Source organism: Pectobacterium peruviense, assembly GCF_002847345.1.
Classification (GTDB): Bacteria; Pseudomonadota; Gammaproteobacteria; order Enterobacterales; family Enterobacteriaceae; genus Pectobacterium; species Pectobacterium peruviense.
Genome location: NZ_LXFV01000012.1, coordinates 16,275 through 36,476, shown reverse-complemented (window position 1 = coordinate 36,476; position 20,202 = coordinate 16,275). Strand labels below are relative to the sequence as shown.

General features: G+C 51.6%; 18 protein-coding genes. 9 read left to right on the top strand and 9 right to left on the bottom strand.

From position 1 onward, the window contains the following. Positions 1–83 precede the first annotated feature (83 nt). Together A0G03_RS11020 and A0G03_RS11015 are read left to right on the top strand one after the other, a co-directional pair. Positions 84–2,960: a flavocytochrome c gene (locus A0G03_RS11020; protein WP_048259869.1), complete on the top strand. Its 2,877-nt coding sequence runs from the start codon at positions 84–86 to the stop codon at positions 2,958–2,960. 83 nt (positions 2,961–3,043) lie between these two features. Continuing rightward, a complete protein-coding gene (locus A0G03_RS11015; RefSeq protein WP_048259870.1) occupies positions 3,044–4,015 on the top strand; it encodes an FAD:protein FMN transferase in 972 nt (323 codons plus the stop codon). 85 nt (positions 4,016–4,100) lie between these two features. Here the strand turns inward: A0G03_RS11015 and A0G03_RS11010 are convergent, their stop codons facing one another. From A0G03_RS11010 to sapA, 7 genes are all read right to left on the bottom strand, one after another. Next, complete coding sequence (locus tag A0G03_RS11010) at positions 4,101–4,655, bottom strand: inclusion body family protein (protein WP_048259871.1); 555 nt, start codon at positions 4,653–4,655, stop codon at positions 4,101–4,103. A 497-nt stretch (positions 4,656–5,152) separates the two neighbouring features. Continuing rightward, the gene (fabI, locus tag A0G03_RS11005) at positions 5,153–5,941 is read right to left on the bottom strand and encodes an enoyl-ACP reductase FabI (protein ID WP_048259872.1); all 789 of its coding nucleotides are present in this window, start codon (positions 5,939–5,941) and stop codon (positions 5,153–5,155) included. 193 nt (positions 5,942–6,134) lie between these two features. Then, positions 6,135–6,950, bottom strand: a complete 816-nt coding sequence (sapF, locus tag A0G03_RS11000; RefSeq protein WP_048259873.1) for a putrescine export ABC transporter ATP-binding protein SapF — start codon at positions 6,948–6,950, stop codon at positions 6,135–6,137. Next, on the bottom strand, positions 6,950–7,942 hold the full coding sequence (gene sapD / locus A0G03_RS10995; protein WP_048259874.1) for a putrescine export ABC transporter ATP-binding protein SapD: 993 nt from the start codon (positions 7,940–7,942) through the stop codon (positions 6,950–6,952). The genes sapF and sapD overlap by 1 nt, the downstream gene beginning before the upstream one ends. A gap of 16 nt (positions 7,943–7,958) precedes the next feature. Next, positions 7,959–8,849 (bottom strand): putrescine export ABC transporter permease SapC, encoded by an 891-nt coding sequence (gene sapC, locus A0G03_RS10990; protein ID WP_048259875.1) that lies wholly within the window; start codon positions 8,847–8,849, stop codon positions 7,959–7,961. Then, positions 8,836–9,801 (bottom strand): putrescine export ABC transporter permease SapB, encoded by a 966-nt coding sequence (gene sapB, locus A0G03_RS10985; RefSeq protein ID WP_048259876.1) that lies wholly within the window; start codon positions 9,799–9,801, stop codon positions 8,836–8,838. Before sapB ends, sapC begins: the two co-directional genes overlap by 14 nt. Beyond that, on the bottom strand, positions 9,798–11,486 hold the full coding sequence (gene sapA / locus A0G03_RS10980; protein WP_048259877.1) for an ABC transporter substrate-binding protein SapA: 1,689 nt from the start codon (positions 11,484–11,486) through the stop codon (positions 9,798–9,800). Before sapA ends, sapB begins: the two co-directional genes overlap by 4 nt. 549 nt (positions 11,487–12,035) lie before the next feature. Here sapA and A0G03_RS10975 point away from each other — a divergent pair. After that, positions 12,036–13,553 (top strand): cellulase family glycosylhydrolase, encoded by a 1,518-nt coding sequence (locus A0G03_RS10975; RefSeq protein WP_048259878.1) that lies wholly within the window; start codon positions 12,036–12,038, stop codon positions 13,551–13,553. Positions 13,554–13,623: 70 nt separating this feature from the next. On the opposite strand, the gene pspF is transcribed toward A0G03_RS10975, so the two are convergent. Continuing rightward, positions 13,624–14,613: a phage shock protein operon transcriptional activator gene (gene pspF / locus A0G03_RS10970; RefSeq protein WP_048259879.1), complete on the bottom strand. Its 990-nt coding sequence runs from the start codon at positions 14,611–14,613 to the stop codon at positions 13,624–13,626. Between the two features lie 225 nt (positions 14,614–14,838). Between pspF and pspA the strand changes: the two genes are divergently transcribed. The 3 genes from pspA to pspC all read left to right on the top strand — a co-directional run bounded on the left by pspA (position 14,839) and on the right by pspC (position 16,194). Continuing rightward, positions 14,839–15,504, top strand: coding sequence for a phage shock protein PspA (gene pspA, locus A0G03_RS10965; protein ID WP_039299343.1), 666 nt, complete (start codon positions 14,839–14,841; stop codon positions 15,502–15,504). Between the two features lie 100 nt (positions 15,505–15,604). Further along, positions 15,605–15,829, top strand: a complete 225-nt coding sequence (gene pspB / locus A0G03_RS10960; RefSeq protein WP_048259880.1) for an envelope stress response membrane protein PspB — start codon at positions 15,605–15,607, stop codon at positions 15,827–15,829. After that, on the top strand, positions 15,829–16,194 hold the full coding sequence (gene pspC, locus A0G03_RS10955) for an envelope stress response membrane protein PspC (RefSeq protein ID WP_048259881.1): 366 nt from the start codon (positions 15,829–15,831) through the stop codon (positions 16,192–16,194). Before pspB ends, pspC begins: the two co-directional genes overlap by 1 nt. 14 nt (positions 16,195–16,208) lie before the next feature. Here pspC and A0G03_RS22055 read toward each other — a convergent pair whose 3' ends face one another. Beyond that, entirely contained in the window at positions 16,209–16,343 is a 135-nt protein-coding gene (locus A0G03_RS22055) for a hypothetical protein (RefSeq protein ID WP_262982870.1), read from the bottom strand. Between the two features lie 33 nt (positions 16,344–16,376). Between A0G03_RS22055 and A0G03_RS10950 the strand changes: the two genes are divergently transcribed. The 3 genes from A0G03_RS10950 (at position 16,377) to A0G03_RS10940 (ending at position 20,179) form a co-directional block, all read left to right on the top strand. Beyond that, positions 16,377–17,774, top strand: a complete 1,398-nt coding sequence (locus A0G03_RS10950) for a YcjX family GTP-binding protein (RefSeq protein WP_048259882.1) — start codon at positions 16,377–16,379, stop codon at positions 17,772–17,774. Continuing rightward, a complete protein-coding gene (locus A0G03_RS10945) occupies positions 17,771–18,814 on the top strand; it encodes a YcjF family protein (protein WP_048259883.1) in 1,044 nt (347 codons plus the stop codon). The genes A0G03_RS10950 and A0G03_RS10945 overlap by 4 nt, the downstream gene beginning before the upstream one ends. Before the next feature lie 204 nt (positions 18,815–19,018). Beyond that, the gene (locus A0G03_RS10940; RefSeq protein WP_048259884.1) at positions 19,019–20,179 is read left to right on the top strand and encodes a mandelate racemase/muconate lactonizing enzyme family protein; all 1,161 of its coding nucleotides are present in this window, start codon (positions 19,019–19,021) and stop codon (positions 20,177–20,179) included. The last annotated feature ends 23 nt before the right edge of the window (positions 20,180–20,202 follow it).

The following is a 20,202-nucleotide window of genomic DNA, read 5'->3' as shown; positions in this document are numbered from 1 at the left end:
AGCCAAAAGAATTAATAAAAACAAACATGGCTGCTTCTGATTCCTTTGCGAACAGAGTTTTTATTTTAAGTGGAGTATTCACTATGAAGAATAGTCACCATGATTTATTTGCCGCTTTTACTCTCCCCAACGGCGCGACGCTGAAAAATCGGGTGCTGATGGCCCCGATGACCACCTGTAGCGGGTTTTACGATGGGAGCGTGACAAAAGAGCTGGTGGAATATTATCAGGCCAGAGCAGGCAGTATCGGCACCGTCATTGTGGAGTGCTGCTTTATTGATGACAAAGGGTTGGCTTTTCCCGGCGCGATAGGGATCGACAACGACGACAAAATTGCCGGGTTGGCCAAAATTGCGGCCGCGATTAAAGAAAAAGGCTCGACGGCGATCCTGCAAATTTATCACGGCGGCCGTATGGTCGAACCGCGTTTTATCGGAGGTGCGACGCCGGTTGCGCCTAGCGCCATTGCTGCACCGCGTGCGGGTGCCATCGTTCCGGTCGCGTTGTCAGGCGATGAAGTCGAAGCCATGATCGGGAAGTTTGGCGCAGCCGTCCATCGTGCCATTCAGGCGGGATTTGATGGCGTGGAAATACACGGTGCCAACACCTACCTGATTCAACAGTTCTATTCTCCCCACTCTAATCAACGCTCAGATCAATGGGGCGGCAGCCGTGACAAACGTGCGGCGTTTCCGCTTGCTGTTCTGGATATCGCCCATGAGGTTGCTGGTAAATACGCCGATCCGTCATTTATCATTGGCTATCGCTTCTCACCAGAGGAGATTGAAGAGCCGGGTATTCATTTTGATGATTCGATCTATCTGCTGGAAAAACTGGCGGCGCGCGGGCTGGATTATGTCCACTTCTCTATGGGGAATATCCTGCGCTCGTCCATTATCGAGACAAATGATCCGACGCCACTGATTAAAAAATATGTTGCTCGTCGTTCTGCGACATTAGCAGCTATTCCGGTTATTGGCGTAGGCGATATCGTCAATCAAGCAGACGCCGATGCGGCGTTAGAAAATGGTTATGACCTGATTGCTGTTGGCAGAGCCTGTATTGCTTATCCCGATTGGACGGATTGCATTGCCGAGCAGAAAAAACTCGATCTTTATATTGCCAGCGATAAACGTGAAGCACTCATGATCCCCGAGCCGCTGTGGCGTTTTTCATTAGTCGAAGCCATGATTCGGGACGTGAATTTAACCGGCAAGAAATTTAAATCTGGGGTGTATCAGGAAAACGTTCAGGACGAATGTGGCGAATTGCAGATTACTGTCCATTTTGAGCAGAATCGGGTCGCTGATATTGCGTTGGATAATTGTGATATCGATGATTCACTGAAAATCAGTTTTGAAATTATCCGTGAACGTATTTTGGATACCAATAGCCCACACGTTGACGCCGTAACGGGCGCAACAGCGCAGAGTGAGGCGATCAAAAAAGCCGTCACCAAGGCGATGGTGAAATCGAGCAAAGACGCCATTATTGCCGATGGTGGTAATCCGAATGCACGCCGCGAAGCGGACGTTGTGGTGATTGGCAGCGGCGGCGCGGGGCTGGCGGCGGCAATTCAGGCTAGCGAAGAGGGCGCTCGCGTTATCGTCATTGAAAAGATGCCAGTCATCGGCGGCAATACCATCAAGGCCTCTGCCGGGATGAACGCGGCGGGAACGGTCTTCCAGCAAAACAGAGGTATCGAAGATAGCCACGCGCTGTTCTATAACGAAACCCTGAAAAGTGGAAAGCAGAAGAACAATCCGACGCTGGTGCAATATTTCGTCGATCACGCGTCTGATGCGATTAACTGGCTGGCACAGCACGATATCGAGCTGAGCGACATCACGACGACGGGCGGCATGAGCGTGGACAGAACGCATCGGCCTGCCAACGGCGCAGCGGTGGGCGGCTATCTGGTCAGCGGACTGATTAAAAATCTCAATAAATACAATATTGAGGTACTGCTGGAAACGTCGGTGACGGAGATTGTGCAAGAGAAGGGCAAAGTGACCGCCGTCAAAGTCGTTAATGACGAACGGGAAGAAAGCCTGATTACGACAAAAGCGGTGATTGTTGCTACGGGTGGTTTCAGCGCGAATCAGGCGATGGTGGAGTCGTACCGTCCAGACCTGAAAGGTTTTGTCACGACCAACCACAAGGGCGCGACGGGCGGCGGGATTCGTCTGTTGGAGCGGATTGGCGCGGATACGGTGGACATGGGAGAAATTCAAACCCATCCAACGGTTGAACAGACGACCTCTTATCTGATCTCCGAATCCATTCGAGGTGGTGGCGCTATTTTGGTGTCACAGCGTGGAGAACGCTTCTTCAACGAGATGGAAACACGCGATAACGTCTCGTCAGCCATTGTTAACCTACCGGAAGAATACGCGTACATCCTGTTCGATGAACAGGTGAGAAACCGCAATCGGGCGGTTGAAGAATACGTCGCCCAAGGGCTGACCGTCAGCGCCAGCAGCGTGACTGAACTGGCCGAGAAACTCGACATGCCACCAGCGGCTCTGCAAGCCACGCTCGAACGTTACAACACCTTTATTGCCGATAAACACGATGAAGATTTTGGTCGTTCAACCGGCATGCGCGATCAGCTGAATCAGGCACCTTACTACGCGATTAAAGTGGCTCCAGGCGTGCACCACACGATGGGCGGTGTGACGATTAACGCGAAAGCAGAAGTGCAGAACTGTCACAAAGAGACGATCTCTGGTGCTTATGCGGCAGGGGAAGTGGTGGGAGGGATTCACGGTGCGAACCGCATTGGGGGGAACGCCGTGGCAGATATCATTATCTTCGGCATTCAGGCGGGGATTCAGGCGGCGGCTTATGCGACGTCACCGCGCCATTCTGGCATTTTTCCTACCAAGGCGCGTAAAGCCAAGTTTGTGACATCGACGGCTAAAACGGCTGAAAAACAGTCTGTTATGATAGAAGAATAGCGCGACTGGCGAGCGTCTGAAAAGGCGCTCGCCATTTTCCACCGTTTCCTCTCAGTACCGCCTTCGTTCATGGGAGCCACCCTATGCCTTCTGTCGATAACGCTTACGTCTATTCCGTTCACCTGATGGGCAGTCCCATCCAGCTTAAACTGTTCGTCCACGATGAGGTTGTGGTCAGACAGGTTTTTCATCGCATTAAGCAGCTCGAAGACCTGCTAACCGTTAATCGGGCGCAGTCGGAAGTGATGAGCATCAACCATGCGGCGGGGAAAGAATACGTTTCGGTCAGCCCAGTTGTTTTTGAACTGATTAAACGCGCCAAAGCCGTGAGTCTGATTGAAAACAGCGGCTTTAACGTGGCAATAGGCCCCGTCGTCAAACTATGGAAAATCGGTTTTAGCGGCTGCACGGTGCCTGATGAAGAATCGATACATCGGGCGCTGGCATTAACGCATCCCGAGCGCATTCTCCTCAGAGAGCAAGACCATGCTGTGTTATTAGAAAATGCAGGAATGGAAATTGATCTGGGCGCGATTGCGAAGGGCTATATTGCTGATATCGTCAGGGATGTCCTGCGTCAACACGCTATTCAGGACGCGCTGATCAATCTGGGGGGAAATGTGCTCGCTATCGGCAGCGCGTTGGCGGATGAGCAAGGGCTATGGAGCGTCGGATTGCAGAAGCCCTTTGCGGATCGCGATAGCCTGCTGGGCATTATTAAGGTGAAGAACAAATCTGTGGTGACATCCGGTGTCTATGAACGCTTTTTTACCGTAGACGACCGTATCTATCATCATATTCTCGATCCCCAGACTGGTTACCCACTGGATAACGAACTGCACAGTGTGACGATTATCTCGAATGACTCTCTCGACGGTGATATCTACACCACACTGCTCTATGGCATGGGCGTGAGCGCAGGCATTCACTTTCTAAAAAACCGGCAAGATATTGAAGCTATTTTTGTGACGAAGAATAAAGAGATAATCTTTTCCTCGCAGCGGCACTATCGGTTTGAATTGCTGGATGAGGATTATTCGGTGACTATGTTGTAGTTATCGTTATTCTAAAATAGACAAATGGATGGCCAAGAAAAATCGGCCATCCATTTTTAGTAATACTATTAATCGATGTGTATTTTTAATTGTTAACAGTGATCGTCGGGTCCCATTGGAAATAACCAAAAAGCTCCTGCGCCCCCCCATTTGGGCGATAGTACAACCCGAATTGCACTTGATAGTTTTCTTTGCCTTTCTGGTTGATATCCGCCTGAATGAACCAGTAAGATTGATCGGTATACGTTACTGGAAAAGGACCGTTCTGCGCTGGCAGCATTGAGGTCTTTGTGTACATTTTAAAGGTTGGGCTGGTAAATACATCTTGCCCACCAAATTTTGGTAAACCATAAATCAACACACTGGAGTCAAAGTTCCCCGATTCTGATGTTCCGGTCCAGCGAATCACATCACCAACATTGGCGCTGATATTAAGATCGGCTGTGCCTGAACCACTAATGGCCGATTCAGAAGCGACAACCATATACGAATATTGATGGCCAATAGGGGTCGGGCTTTTTTCATTTTTGCTGGGATTTTTACCTGTAAAATCATCAATAATGCTATCCGTATCAATAACAACAATGATGTTGATAATACTATTACTGGATTTGAAACTAGATGCATCAGCGTTACTCATAATGACCTCGTTTTAAAATGATAGGTAAATATATTATTTAACTAAACGTTAAATAATTAGCATGTAAATTTTTTTGAAAAATAAAATACGGCTCGACTGGCGCGCAGATAAATAATAGATGAGGATTTGTTTTTTGCGTTCTGCTCTATTATTTCTCATTCTTTTGATTTGATAGGATTTGTTTTTTAATAAATCTGTAATTAATTCACTATTCCCTTGTTATTTAATGAGTATTATGAATATGTGTTTTTTATGGATAAATGATAAAAAGTTAATATTTTTAAATATACAGTTATTAATGTTAGGGGTTGTTTTTTGTATGGAGGTTTATTCTGCATAAATATACTTTTTATGCATATTATTTTGTATGCGTTAATTCAATTATTATATTTTATCTATGAAGGATGATCGTACTGACGATCTTCTTTTGGGGATGGGGAATAACAATGCGCTCCTTTTCAAGAGCGCATTGTTGAAACACCGTTAGCGGTAAGAACTTATTTCAGTTCCAGCTCGTTCATGGCAGCGATGCTGAAGCCGCCGTCAACGTGCAGAACTTCACCGGAGATACCGGCTGCCAGATCGGAACACAGGAACGCAGCAGAGTTGCCCACGTCTTCAATGGTAACGACACGGCGGATTGGCGTAACGGCTTCGCAATGCGACAGCATTTTCTTGAAGTCTTTGATGCCGGATGCAGCCAGTGTACGAATCGGGCCTGCAGAGATGGCGTTGACACGCACGCCCTGAGCACCCATGGCATTTGCCATGTAACGTACGTTCGCTTCCAGAGAGGCTTTTGCCAGACCCATCACGTTGTAGTTAGGGATGGCACGCTCAGCACCCAGGTAGGACAGGGTAACCAGCGCAGAGTTCGGGTTCAGCATCTTGCGGCAGGCTTTCGCCATCGCGACGAAGCTGTAAGAGCTGATGTCGTGAGAAATGCTGAAGCCTTCACGGGTAACGGCATCAACATAGTCACCGTCCAGTTGGTCGCCCGGTGCATAAGCAATGGAATGCACGAAGCCATCAAAGTTCGGCCATACGTTAGCCAGTTCGGTAAACAGTGCTTCGATGCTCGCATCTTCAGCGACATCACACGGCAGAACGATGCTGGAACCCAGCTCGCTGGCAAAACCTTCAACGCGTGCTTTTAATTTTTCGTTCTGATACGTGAATGCCAGTTCGGCACCTTCACGTTGCATTGCTTGTGCAATACCGTAGGCAATAGAACGGGTGCTGGCAACGCCTGTTACCAGAATGCGCTTACCGGTAAGAAAACCCATAGCAGTAATCCTTGTGATCATTGTTGCTGCGATCGCCACTTCTGTGCCTGTAAACCTACGCGGCAAGTGACGACCGAGATGAATAAACCGCGCAATTCTACCATGTTGGGGACGGTAGGGGTACTCCGAGCAGTATCCCTCCTTTGTCACAGTCCTGTGGGCGCAGAGGAATTGCTGTCGTTGTGCGCGAAGATTAACGTTGTGCGCCGTCTCGTCGCCAGGCATCGGCGCTGAGCGCTTCGCCAAAGTGGCTGGCAATCAAACGTTTCGTCAGGTCATGGAGCGGGGCGGACAACACATCGGCGGTACTGCCGCGTTCGACCACTTCGCCTGCCTGCATCACCAGAATCTGGTCGCTGATGTGCTTCATCATGCCCAGATGCTGCGTCACGTAAATATAAGAGATACCGTGCTTTTCCTGTAACTCCAGCATCAGATTGATAATCTGTGACCGCATAGACATATCCAGCGACGCCAGCGCTTCATCGGCAACAATCACTTTCGGTTGCAGAATGAGTGCGCGCGCTAGGCCGACGCGCTGTTTTTGCCCCGGCGCGAGCGCGTGCGGATAGTAATAAGCGTGATCGGGCCGTAACCCGACCTGCTGTAGCGCCTGATTAATTGCTTTTTCGCGTGCTTCGGCGCTGAGGTCGGTATTTAGCCGCAGCGGAACATCCAATAGTTGCCCGATACGCTGACGCGGGTTGAGCGCATTGCTCGCATCCTGAAAAATCATGCGGATGCGCTGGCTGCGGTAGCCATAATCGCCGTAATGCAGTGGATGATCATCGATAACCAGTTCACCGGACGTCGGAGCGATCATGCCTGACAGCATTTTGGCCAGCGTCGATTTCCCCGAACCGTTCTCGCCGATGATGGCGAGCGTCTGGCGTTCACGTAGCGTAAAGCTGACGGATTTCACCGCCTCAACGTGCTGACGACGAAACAGCCCGGTCCGGTAGCGGAACGTCTTGGTCAGGTTGCGGGCTTCAAGTAGCATCTCAACCATCACGGTTCCTCCATGTTGAGCGGGAAGTGGCAGGCATATAAGTGGTTCTTAACAGAGAGCAGCGGCGGCGTTTGCATACACTGCTTTTGTGAATAAGGGCAGCGCGGGCCGAGTCGGCAGCCAATCGGCAGGTGCTCCAATGAGGGAATCGCGCCATTCAGAGTGTTTAACCGGCTTTTATGCGGTAACGAGCGGCCGAAATCAGGCATTGCGCGGATCAGCGCCTGCGTATAAGGATGATGAGGCGCGGTGATCAAATCTTCACAGGTGGCGCTCTCTACCGTTTGCCCGCAATAAAGCACGTTGATCCGGTCTGCCCATTTGCTCATGGTTTGCAGGTCATGGCTGATGAGCAGAATCGTGGTGTTATTGTTTTGGTTCAGGCGCGATAGCAGGCGGAAAATTTGTGCCTGCGTGGTGGATTCCATTGCGTTGGTCGGTTCATCGGCAATCAGCAGACGCGGCTGGTTCGCCAGCGCGATGGCAATCATCACCTTCTGGCACTCACCGTCGCTCAGCTCATAGGGATAGCTGCCCATGATGTCTTTGTGATCTTTAATCCCGACGCGGTGCAGCAGTTCGATAGCGCGGCGCTTGCGCCAGTTAAATCGCTGCCACCAGCGGCCTTTATACGTCCAGCCGGGAATCGCTTGCACCAGCTGCCGGCCCACACTTTCGGACGGGTCGAGACAGGATTGCGGTTCCTGGAAAATCATGGAGACGTTATGACCGACCAGTTTACGTCGCTCGCGCGACGACAGTTGCAGCAGGTCGATATCATCGAAGCGGAAGCGGTCGGCGGTGACGCGCCAGTTCTCTTTGGTAATTCCGCAGATGGCTTTGGCGATCAGGCTTTTGCCTGAGCCAGATTCGCCCACCAGCCCGCGGATTTCCCCTTCGCTCAGCGTCATACTGACGCGATCGACGGCTTTTACGGCACCGTCAGCGGTCATAAATTCAATCGTCAGATTACGGATATCAAGTAATGGCATTGGGAGTCGTCGCCTCTTATTCCGTTTCCGCGACGAGCGCGCGGCGGATGCCGTCGCCCAGCAGGTTGACGATTAATACGCTCAGCGCGATCGCTGCACCGGGCAGCATCACGGTCCACGGCGCGGCATAAACCAGCTCCAGCGAGTTGCCGAGCAGGGCGCCCCATTCGGTGGTGGGCAGTTGTGCGCCCAAATCGAGAAAGCCCAGCGCGGCGATATCCAAAATGGCGATCGACAACGCGCGAGTAAATTCTGAAACCAGCAGCGCGGCAATATTCGGTAAGACAACGTACCAGACCAGATAAAACGTGGAGGCTCCGTCAAGACGGGCGGCGATCACGTACTCTTTGTCCATCTCATCGTGTACGGCGTTGTAGATGGTACGCACCATACGTGGCAACAGCGCCAGCCAGACGGCAAGCATTGCGTGTTCGAGCTTCGGGCCGATAAAGGCAATCACCACTATCGCCAGCAACAGCGACGGAATCGACAGCAGCGTATCCAGAATATGGTTGAGCATTGCCGAACGTAGCCCGCGCGTGACGCCAGCAAAGACGCCCAACACTATGCCGCACAGTGCCGCTGCATAGGTGACGATGAGCGATGCGCCGACGGTGGGTGCGGCACCGCTCAACAAGCGACTTAGTTGGTCGCGCCCTAAATCATCGGTGCCGAGAAAGAACGACACTTCGCCGTAGTGCGACCAGGAAGGGGGCAACAGTTGATAGCCCAAAAATTGCTGGTCAACTTCATAAGGCGCAAGAAATTTGCCGAACAGGCACAGGCCGATCAGGATCAAAAAACCGTATAACCCGACCATCGCCAGCATATCCTGATGGAATGCCCGCCAGGTATCGCCCAGTCGGCTAGGCAGCCGCTTTTCGCTATAGACGTTATCGTAGGGCATACCATTCCTTATGTTTCAACGGATTTGCCATCGCGCCCCAAATATCAGACAGGATGTTGACCGTGATAACCATCGCGCCAACCACCATGACGCCCGCAGAAATCGCAGCGAAATCCTGTTGGCGAATGGCATTCACCAGCCAGCGACCCACGCCCGGCCAGTTAAAGACCACTTCGGTAATCATCGCCAGCGTCAGCATGGTGGAAAATTGTAACCCTAGCTTGGGAATAATCGGCGGCAGCGCGTTGTGAATCAGGTGGCGACGAATGATCGTGAAGCGGGATAGCCCACGCGTTGCTGCCGCTTTAATGTAATTTTTGCTAATAATATCAGTAGTACTTACGCGCATCAGGCGGATCACCTCGGTGGTCGGCCCGACGGCTAGCACGGTAATCGGTAGAATCAGGTGGCGGATGGCGCTGGCGATCATTTCACCACGATGCGGTGAATCGGACAGCCAGGCGTCAATCAGCGCAAATCCGGTCACCGTTTTCACCTGATAGAGCAGATCGAAACGGCCAGAAACCGGCAGCCAGCCGAGATGCAGCGAGAAGAAGAGCGTTAGCAGCAGTGCCAGCCAGAACACTGGCAGGGAAAAGCCGATCAAAGCCAGCGTGCTGATCACGATGTCCGCTCCACGATTCTGCATCACGCCTGCGGTAATCCCCAGTGGAATACCGACCAGCAGCGAGAGCGCAAACGCCAGCAGACAAAGCTCGATCGTGGCTGGGAACACTTCTTTCAGCAGCTCGCTGATGGCTTGCCCGTTAATACTGGAACGACCGAAATCGCCCTGAAGCAAGCTGGTGAGATAGAAGTGATAGGCATCAAACAGCGCTGCACCATTGAGCGGCGCGTTAGGCGTGTAGTAGCTGAGGCTGAAGCCAACCAGCGTCAGCAGTGACAATGTCACGAACAGTAACACCAGACGTCGCAAGGTAAAAATAATCACGGCTGTGCTTCCTCCACGGTTTCTGGTGCAGAGGGTTTCTGCTGCGCCTGTTGATCTTCGCGGAATACGCCCGCGAACGAGGCATTGCCGAATGGGCTCAAGACCAGCCCTTTCATATCATAGCGGTAGGCGAGCAATCGTAATGACGACGCCAGCGGTAGAACGGGTAATTGTTCTGCCAGAATACGCTGTGCCTGCTGATAATAGTCAATCCGCTTAGAGAGCTGTTGTGACGAGAGCGCGTTTTGCAGCACTTCATCAAAAGTAGGGTCGCACCAGTGCGCGTAGTTGCTCTGGGAGCGAATAGCCGCGCAGCTTAACAACGGCCGGAAAAAGCTGTCCGGGTCGTTACTGTCCGTTGCCCAACCTGCCAGCGTTAAATCGTGACTGAGTTCCATCAGTCGTGCTTCCTGAAAGCGACCTTCTACCGGCACGATGGTGACGGTGACGCCAATTTGCGCCAGATCGGCCTGTATCAACTCTGCCGTTTTTAGCGGACTGGGGTTGTAGGATTGTGAGGCGCTGGGCACCCACAGGCGCAGATTCAGGTTCGTGAGCCCCAGTTCCTGCAAGATTTGTCGCGCTTTCTGCGGGTTGTATTCCGTTACCTGTGATTCATTGTCGTACGCCCACGAGGCGCGGGGCAGAATAGAGGCAGCGGTTTCTGCCGTACCGTAATAGATCGACTGCATCAGCCTGTCGTTATTGATCGCCAGCGCGATAGCTTCTCGCACGCGGCGATCGTCCAGCGGCGGTTTTCGTACGTTGAAGGCTAAATAGGCGACGTTCATGCCGGGACGTAGCGACAGACGCAGACGCGGGTCATTACGCAGGATGGTTAGCTGGCTGGCAGCCGGATAGGCAAGAACGTCACATTCGCCCGTCAACAGCTTGGATAAGCGGCCTGTGCCGCCGGAGCCGAGATCGATAACAACCTGCGGCATACGCGGCAAACCGCGCCAATAGTCGGCGTTGCGCGTTAGTCGGATATATTGCCCGTTACGGTATTCATTGAGCATATAAGGCCCAGTACCAACCGGTTCGCGATCCAGCAGTTCTTTCTTATCTTCTTTCGCCAGACGCTGTGCGTATTCATCGGACAGAATCGGGGCGTAGTGGGTAGCCAGATGCCACAGAAACGACGCATCTGGGCTATTTAGGCGGATCTCAACGCTGTATTCGCCTAGTTTGCGAATACTTTGCACTGAATCGGCAAATTGCAGGCTGTCGAAATAGGGATATTCGCCGCCGTTGACATCATGATACGGATGTTTTTTATCCAGCATGCGCTGGAAGCTGAATATCACGTCATCGGCATTCATATTTCGCGTGGGGCTGAACCACTCGGTACGTTGAAACGGTATATCGTGGCGCAGGTAGAAACGGTATGTCGAACCGTTATCCAACACTTCCCAGCGCTGGGCCAGTTCTGGCATCAGGCGATAGGTATAAGGATCGACGTCCAGCAGGCGATCGTAAAGCTGCGCTGCCAGCGTATCAATGGTGACGCCGCTGCGCGCCATCTGCGGATTAAAGGTGTTCAGGACATCATTGACGCAATAGACAAAACCGCTCTGGCGAATATTATCCAGCGGAGCGGGGGGCGTTAGCACGGACTGTGGTGCGGCCAGTGCAGGTAAAGCCAGCCAGGTGAATGCCAGTGCGAAACAGGTTTTTCCGAACATACGGGATTTTTCAGTCAATACGTATATAAAGAGAGTGTATCGTACTCTTGGCATCCTCCCCACTCTTGTTGTGTGCGTCTGGCGACTTTCCAACCGTTTAAGCCATTTGGTGAGCAATTGAAAACGTTATAATGAATGCTAATGGGTTATTCCGTGGGGCATTACGTTTGTTATCGGCAGAACCGATGCTCGGCAGGAACCCTATAGTCAGTATGGAAATGAGAAAAATTCTCAACAAAGTGCTTTACAGATGATACTGATAACTATTATCATCATTTTCGCACTTCAGCAGTGGCTCCTCGCAGACACTGAAGGAGAGCACGACATTGCTCACATTGCTTCCAGTATTATTTTAGCCAGCCTACGTGCTGGCTTTTTTTTTGCCCGCTAAATCTCGCCGCCAGATACTTACCTTGCTTTCTATTTCCTTGTAAATAATTAATTAAATCAATATGGTTGGGAAATTTCCTAAATTATTTGCGAGAGCGGAAATCTCCCTTATCATGCCTATACCCAAGATTATGGGTGTTCACAATGGAGATAAGGAATATGTGGATCAGAAGGAATCAAATCGTCAGGAAATTGACGTTAGGTGTAGTAACAACGGTGCTGGGCATGTCGCTCAGTTTCTCCGCATTATCTGCAACGCCAGTGGAAACGCACGGCCAGCTGTCCGTCGAGAATGGGCGACTGGTGGATGAACAGGGGAAGCGGGTGCAACTGAGAGGGATCAGCTCACATGGGTTGCAGTGGTTTGGTGACTACGTCAACAAAGATTCGATGAAATGGCTGCGTGATGACTGGGGGATTAACGTGTTCCGCGTCGCCATGTACACGGCAGAAAATGGTTATATTGCTAACCCTTCCATCGCCAATAAGGTAAAAGAGGCCGTTGCGGCGGCGCAAAGCCTTGGCGTCTACATCATTATCGACTGGCACATCTTGTCGGATAACGATCCCAATACTTATAAAGCGCAGGCAAAAACTTTCTTTGCTGAAATGGCGGGGTTGTATGGCAACTCGCCGAACGTGATTTATGAAATCGCCAATGAACCAAACGGCGGCGTGACATGGAACGGGCAGATTCGACCCTATGCCCTGGAAGTGACTGACACCATCCGTAGCAAAGATCCCGATAACATCATTATCGTCGGTACTGGCACTTGGAGTCAGGATATCCATGACGCCGCAGACAATCAACTGCCCGATCCGAATACCCTGTATGCACTGCATTTCTATGCTGGCACGCACGGGCAGTTCCTGCGGGATCGTATTGACTATGCACAAAGTCGCGGTGCTGCGATTTTCGTCAGCGAGTGGGGAACAAGCGATGCGTCCGGCAATGGCGGGCCGTTCCTACCAGAATCGCAGACCTGGATCGATTTCCTGAATAACCGTGGCGTAAGCTGGGTGAACTGGTCGCTTAACGATAAATCAGAGGCGTCCGCGGCGCTGGCTCCGGGGGCGAGAAAATCGGGTGGCTGGATGGAGCAAAATCTGTCGACGTCAGGCAAATTTGTTAGAGAGCAGATTCGTGCGGGTGCAGATCTGAGCGGTGGCGATACGCCGACCACGCCAACAGAACCGACTAACCCAGGCAATGGAGCAACGGGTGATGTCGTACTGCAATATCGTAATGTGGACAACAACCCTTCCGATGATGCAATTCGTATGGCCTTCAACATCAAAAACACCGGAAGTACGCCGATCAAACTCAGCGATCTGCAAGTGCGTTACTACTTCCATGATGATGGTAAACCTGGTGCGAACCTCTTTGTTGACTGGGCGAACGTCGGCCCTAACAACATTGTGACCAGCACGGGGACGCCAGCCGCCAGCACCGATAAGGCCAATCGCTATGTTCTGGTTACCTTCAGCAGCGGAGCCGGTTCCCTTCAACCGGGCGCAGAGACGGGCGAGGTGCAAGTCCGCATTCACGCTGGTGACTGGAGCAACGTGAATGAAACGAATGACTATTCATACGGCGCTAACGTCACGAGCTACACCAACTGGGAGAAGATCACCGTGCATGATAAAGGCACGCTGGTATGGGGCGCTGAGCCGTAATAGCGCGCCATAACCCATTAACCGACTGACAGTGCGGGCGTTAATTCGCCCGCATTTTCTTTCCAGATCTTCACTCATTCACCGCGATATCGTGTTTCTTCAATAGCCCACGCAACTGGTGATAGGTTAATCCCAGCAGTTCAGCGGCCTTGCGCTGGTTAAATTTCGCCTGATTTAATGCCCGATCGATCAACCCTTTCTCTTGTTCCAGCAACCACGGCTTCATGTCCAACGGTAAATCCGGCTGGGTGGTTACGGCATGTTGCGACTTTTCCTGAACGGCGGTAGACCGGCTGAAGGGATTAAGAATGATGGTATCGAGAGGCTGTTCGCTATCGCCGTGACGATACACTGAGCGCTCAACCACGTTTTTCAGTTCACGAATATTGCCCGGCCAATCATAATTCAGCAGCGTCGTATGTGCGGCAGAGGTAAAACCGGGAAACAGCGGCAGGTGCAATTCTCGGCACATCTGAATGGCAAAGTGTTCCGCCAGCAACATGATGTCCTGCTGGCGTTCGCGCAGTGGCGGAAGCTGCACGACATCGAAGGCTAGACGATCGAGCAGATCCGCACGAAATTTACCGCTGGCAGCCAGCGCAGGCAGGTCGTCATTAGTCGCACACACCAGACGCACGTCAACTTGGAGCTGATCTCTGCCGCCTACGCGCTCCAGCATGCCGTATTCGATCACCCGCAGTAATTTTTCCTGCACCAGCATTGGCGCGGTGGCCAGTTCGTCCAAAAACAGCGTTCCGCCGTCGGCGCGTTCGAAGCGTCCCAGATGGCGTTTCTGCGCTCCGGTAAAGGCACCCGCTTCATGACCAAATAGCTCGGAATCAAGCAGGTTCTCGTTGAGCGCCGCACAGTTGAGAGAAACGAACGGCCCTTGCCAACGCGGAGAAAGGTAGTGCAAGCGGCTGGCGATCAGCTCTTTACCCGTACCGCGTTCGCCGATCACCAGTACCGGTTTATTTAACTGTGCCAACTGCGACACCTGTTCCAGTACCTCTAAAAAACTGTTGGCTTCGCCCAGCAGGTTCTCTTTTTCCTGAAGCATGATGTTTCACCGTGTTATTTTTACTAACTATTAGTGTATTTGACTAATTTAACGAAAAGGAAAAAATAGTCAAAATTATCTATCCCTTTATTTTCAGTTAGTTAAATTGATTTAAAAGTTGGCATGCTTATTGATATATCTAGAACGAGATCGTGACTGGCTCGGCTGGTCACGATGATAAATCAGGCGTAATCAGACGCTGGAAATCATGAAGAGGATGTAATTATGGGTATTTTTTCTCGTTTTGCCGACATCGTGAACGCCAACATCAATTCATTGCTGGATAAAGCTGAAGATCCGCAGAAATTGGTGCGGCTGATGATTCAGGAAATGGAAGATACGCTGGTTGAAGTGCGTTCAACCTCGGCGCGGGCGCTGGCAGAAAAGAAACAGATTGCCCGCCGTATTGAACAAGCGCACGGTCAGCAAGAGCAGTGGCAGGAAAAAGCAGAGCTGGCGCTGCGTAAAGATAAAGACGATTTGGCCCGTGCGGCGCTGATTGAAAAGCAGAAGCTGACCGACCTGATCGCTGTGTTGCAGCATGAAGCCGAAAACGTGGATGAAACGCTGGATCGCATGAAGCGTGAAATCGGTGAGCTGGAAAACAAATTAAGCGAAACCCGTGCTCGTCAGCAGGCGTTGACCTTACGCCATCAGGCCGCTGCATCATCGCGTGATGTGCGCCGTCAACTGGACAGCGGTAAGCTGGATGAAGCCATGGCGCGTTTCGATCAGTTTGAGCGCCGTATCGACACGATGGAAGCGGAAGCGGAAAGCCACGGGCTGGGGAAACAAAAATCGCTGGATCAGCAGTTTGCCGAGTTGAAAGCGGACGATGAAATCAGCGCGCAGCTAGCGGCTCTTAAAGCTAAAGTTAAGCCAGCAGAGTAATCAAAGCGTAAACGCCATTGGGCGGGCTGTCGTTGCAAAATGGCAGCCAACGCTTAGCCCCGCGCTGTTTGAGGCGTGTGAATAATACTAAGGAGATACAATGAGTGCGTTGTTTCTTGCCATTCCGCTGACCATTTTCATGTTGTTTGTGGCACCGATATGGCTTTGGCTACATTACAGTCAGCGTAAAAACAGTGTTCAACTGGGACAAAACGATATGCAACGTCTGACACGCTTAACGGAAGAATCCAGCCGTATGCGCGAGCGTATCGGGGCGCTGGAAGACATTCTGGATGCAGAACACCCGGACTGGAGAAAATCGTAATGAAAAATACGTGGTCAGGTAAAAAATTATACCGCTTACCGGAAGAAGGCATGCTGAAAGGGGTTTGCGCTGGTTTAGCACGTTATTTTGACGTGCCAGTGAAGCTCGTACGGCTGATTACGGTGCTGTCGATGTTTTTCGGCCTGTTCTTTTTCACGATTGTGGCTTACATCATTCTGACCTTTATGCTCGATCCGGCTCCGGCAGGAATGGGATTTGAGGATGAAAAAGCGGCACGAACACCCAGCCAGCTGCTGAATGAGGCAGATGCAACATTGCAGGCCAGCGAGCAGCGTCTGCGCAACATTGAACGCTATGTCACCTCGGATACGTTTGGCGTTCAGAACCGCTTTCGTCACCTGTAATTTGTTATCAGTTATTACCTCCATTCGTTATAGACGCTATCCACCGTTCGGTTTGCATCGAGAGTGGGTAGCGTCGTGCTGCTTTTTTCTCCGCGATCAATGCGATAACCTGAATGCGCTTTCGTAGCGACAGGTTTTTGCAACGACATGCTTTTTCAACGACAGGAGTGATGGTTCATTCAATGAGTCGACTACAGAACGAAATTAACTCACTGGTCAATCGCGGCGTGGATCGCCATCTGAGGATTGCTGTTACTGGGCTGAGCCGTAGTGGCAAAACTGCGTTTATCACGGCATTCGTCAATCAATTATTGAATACTCACAGCGGCGCGCATCTGCCGATGTTTTCTCCCGTGCGTGAAGAGCGTTTGCTCGGCGTGAAGCGTGTGCCACAGCGCGATCTGGGCGTGCCGCGCTTCGCCTATGATGAAGGCATGACAGCGCTGTATGGGTCGCCGCCAGACTGGCCAACGCCGACGCGCGGTGTGAGTGAGATCCGTCTGGCGTTGCGCTATCGCTCCAAAGATTCACTGCTGCGCCACTTTAAAGACACCTCGACGCTCTATCTCGAAATTGTCGATTACCCCGGAGAGTGGTTGCTGGATTTGCCGCTGCTGGAGCAAACCTATCTGAGCTGGTCGCAGCAGATGAGCGGCTTGCTGCAAGGGGGCCGTACCGAATGGGCGAAGCCTTGGCTGGCACTGTGTGAGAAAATCGATCCGCTGGCACCAGCGGATGAAAATCAGTTAGCCGAGGTTGCGCAGGCCTACACCGACTATTTATACCGCTGCAAACAGGAAGGGCTGCACTTTATTCAACCTGGACGGTTTGTGCTGCCGGGCGATCTGGCGGGGGCGCCCGTGCTGCAATTTTTCCCCTGGCCGCAGGTGAATAACATCGGTGAAGCCAAACTGGCGCAGGCGGATGAGAAAACCAACATTGGCATGCTGCGCAAGCGTTTTGACTATTACTGCCAGTCGGTCGTCAAAGGGTTTTATAAGGATCACTTCGTACGTTTCGACCGACAGATTGTTCTGGTCGACTGTCTGCAACCGCTGAATAGCGGTATTCATGCGTTTAACGATATGCGGCTGGCGCTGACCCAACTGATGCAAAGTTTTCACTACGGTAAGCGTACGTTGTTCCGGCGTTTGTTTTCGCCCTGCATCGACAAGTTGATGTTTGCCGCGAGTAAAGCCGATCACATTACCGCCGATCAGCACGCTAATCTGGTGTCTTTACTTCAGCAACTGGTGCAAGAAGCCTGGCAGAATGCGGCCTTTGAAGGCATTGATATGCGCTGTGAAGGTATTGCGTCGATTCAATCAACGCAGAGTGGGCTGGTCGATCATCAGGGTCAGAAAATCCCCGCGCTAAAAGGGCATCGGCTCAGTGATGGTCAACCGTTGACGGTTTATCCCGGTGAAGTGCCCGCGCGTTTACCGGGCGCTGCATTCTGGCAAACGCAGGGCTTCCACTTCGATCAATTTCGTCCGCGCGAGATGACGGTAGACACGCCGTTGCCACATATCCGGCTGGATACGGTCATGGACTTTCTGCTAAAGGATAAATTGCGATGAACGAGCCATTAAAACCACGCGTCACATTCGACGATGTTTCACCGCAAGAGCCGCAGCCACAACTGCGTGCCGGGTTGGCATTTGACGAGCAGAGCGGCACGCCATTTTCCCCGATTAGCCGCGAAGAGGAAGTGCCGGAAGAAGGCGCGGCGGAAGAGGCTATCAGTGCGGCGCTACGTCCTAAACGCAGCCTGTGGCGGCGTATGGTGATGGCCGGTGTCGCATTGTTCGGCATCAGCGCGCTAGCGCAGGGCGTTCAGTCGCTGCATAACGCCTGGGTGCAACAAGATTGGATCGCGCTGGGCGGTATTACGGCGGGTAGCCTGATTGTGGCGGCGGGCGTTGGCTCGCTGGCCGTCGAGTGGCGACGGCTCTATCGCCTGCGAGAACGCGCGGAAGAGCGCGATGTGGCGCGCGATCTACTGCACAGTCATGGTGTGGGACGCGGACGCGAATTCTGTGAAAAACTGGCGCGGCAGGCAGGGTTGGATAACGGTCATCCGGCGATACAGCGCTGGCAGGCTTCACTCCACGAAACGCACAACGACCGTGAAGTGCTGGAACTGTATGCGCGTCTGGTTCAGCCCGTACTGGACACGCAGGCACGGCGTGAAATCAGCCGCTCGGCGGCGGAATCGACCTTAATGATCGCCGTCAGCCCGCTGGCGCTGGTGGATATGGCATTTATTGCCTGGCGTAATTTACGACTTATTAATCGTATTGCCGCGCTGTACGGCATCGAACTCGGCTATTTCAGCCGCATTCGCCTGTTCCGTCTGGTATTGGTGAATATTGCGTTTGCTGGTGCGTCGGAGCTAGTGCGGGAAATTGGCATGGACTGGATGTCGCAGGATCTTGCCGCACGGCTATCGACCCGCGCCGCGCAGGGCATTGGTGCAGGTTTGCTGACCGCCCGTTTGGGCATCAAAGCGATGGAATTATGCCGTCCGCTGCCGTGGCTGGATGACAAACCGCGCCTCGGTGATTTCCGCCGTGAACTGATTAGTCAGGTAAAAGAAACGCTGCAAAAAGGGCGTTAGTGGTCAAAAAATTCGTTGAGAGGAAGAGGGTTCTCTTCCTTTTTCTTTTGCTTATTCCCTATACAGTCACACAGTAAACTTCCCTCAATATTGAAATGTTCACGTTCACATTTGTGCTTTATCTGTGATCTTGATCTGTTTTTCAGTCTTGAACAGAAATGTGAACGTGCACATAATGCTCGCAGGCTGTATTAGGGGTGAACTATGAAAATTACGCAGTTAAATGTTTACGATGTTGATCTAAGGCACCGCGCACCAGCACACAACCTGATCGTGGTTGAGATTGAAACCGATGAGGGCGTGACGGGTATCGGCGAAGTCGCGATGAGCTATGGCGTCGGCGCGAAGTCTGTCATTCCAATATTGGATGCTCTGACGAAAAAATTCCTGATCGGGCAATCGCCATTCGATTCTGAGAAAATTTTCCAGCAATGTTTTGATAATACCTATTGGGGAAGAGGGCGTTCGCTTGCTATTTACGGTGCGATCAGTGCCATAGATATGGCGCTGTGGGATATCAAAGGCAAGCTATTAAATGTCCCGATTTACCAACTGCTGGGAGGGAAATGCCGCGATACCATCCGGCTTTATGCCAACCATTGGTATTTTGATGCCTGGCGGCCTGAAGAATTTGCTGAAAAAGCAATGAAGGTGATAGACGACGGCTATACCGGATTAAAATTTGATCCTTTTAAAATGTCGCCAACGGGTGAGAAATCAACGCCATGTCGCCCCATTAGTAAAGAATGGGGAGACATGGCGGTAGCACGAGTTAAAGCAGTAAGAGAGGCTGTGGGTGAGCACATCGATATTATGCTCGATCTTCACGGCTGCCTGAATGTTTCTGATGCCATTAAATGGGGACGAAAATTAGAAGAGTTTGACCCTTATTTTTATGAAGAACCGACGGATACGTTATTAACCAATTCGAGCCTGGAAGTAAAAGCGGGTGTTAATTTATCGCTGGCTGGCGGAGAACGCTTATATACCCGCTTTGACTTTGCCCCCTTTATTGAAAACCGGGTGTTCGAGTTGATTCAACCTGATATGGGGTTGGCTGGCGGATTCACGGAAATGAAAAAAATTGCCTCTTATGCAGAAACACATCAGATCCAGGTTCAGCCGCATAATGCCTCAGGGCCGATCTTAACGGCAGCCTGTATTCAATTTGATATCAGTACGACAAATGTGCCAATACAAGAGTGGTTTCCCTATTGGCAGGATGAACGCTACAACATCGTGCAGAATGCGTTAGAACCGCAGGCTAAAAATGGTTATTTCACCGTAGGTGAAATGAAGTCGGGTCTGGGGGTGGAATTGAATCATTCCTATTTATCAAACTTTAAAAAACACACTTTCCAATAAATAAAACTTGCTAAGGTGAAAAA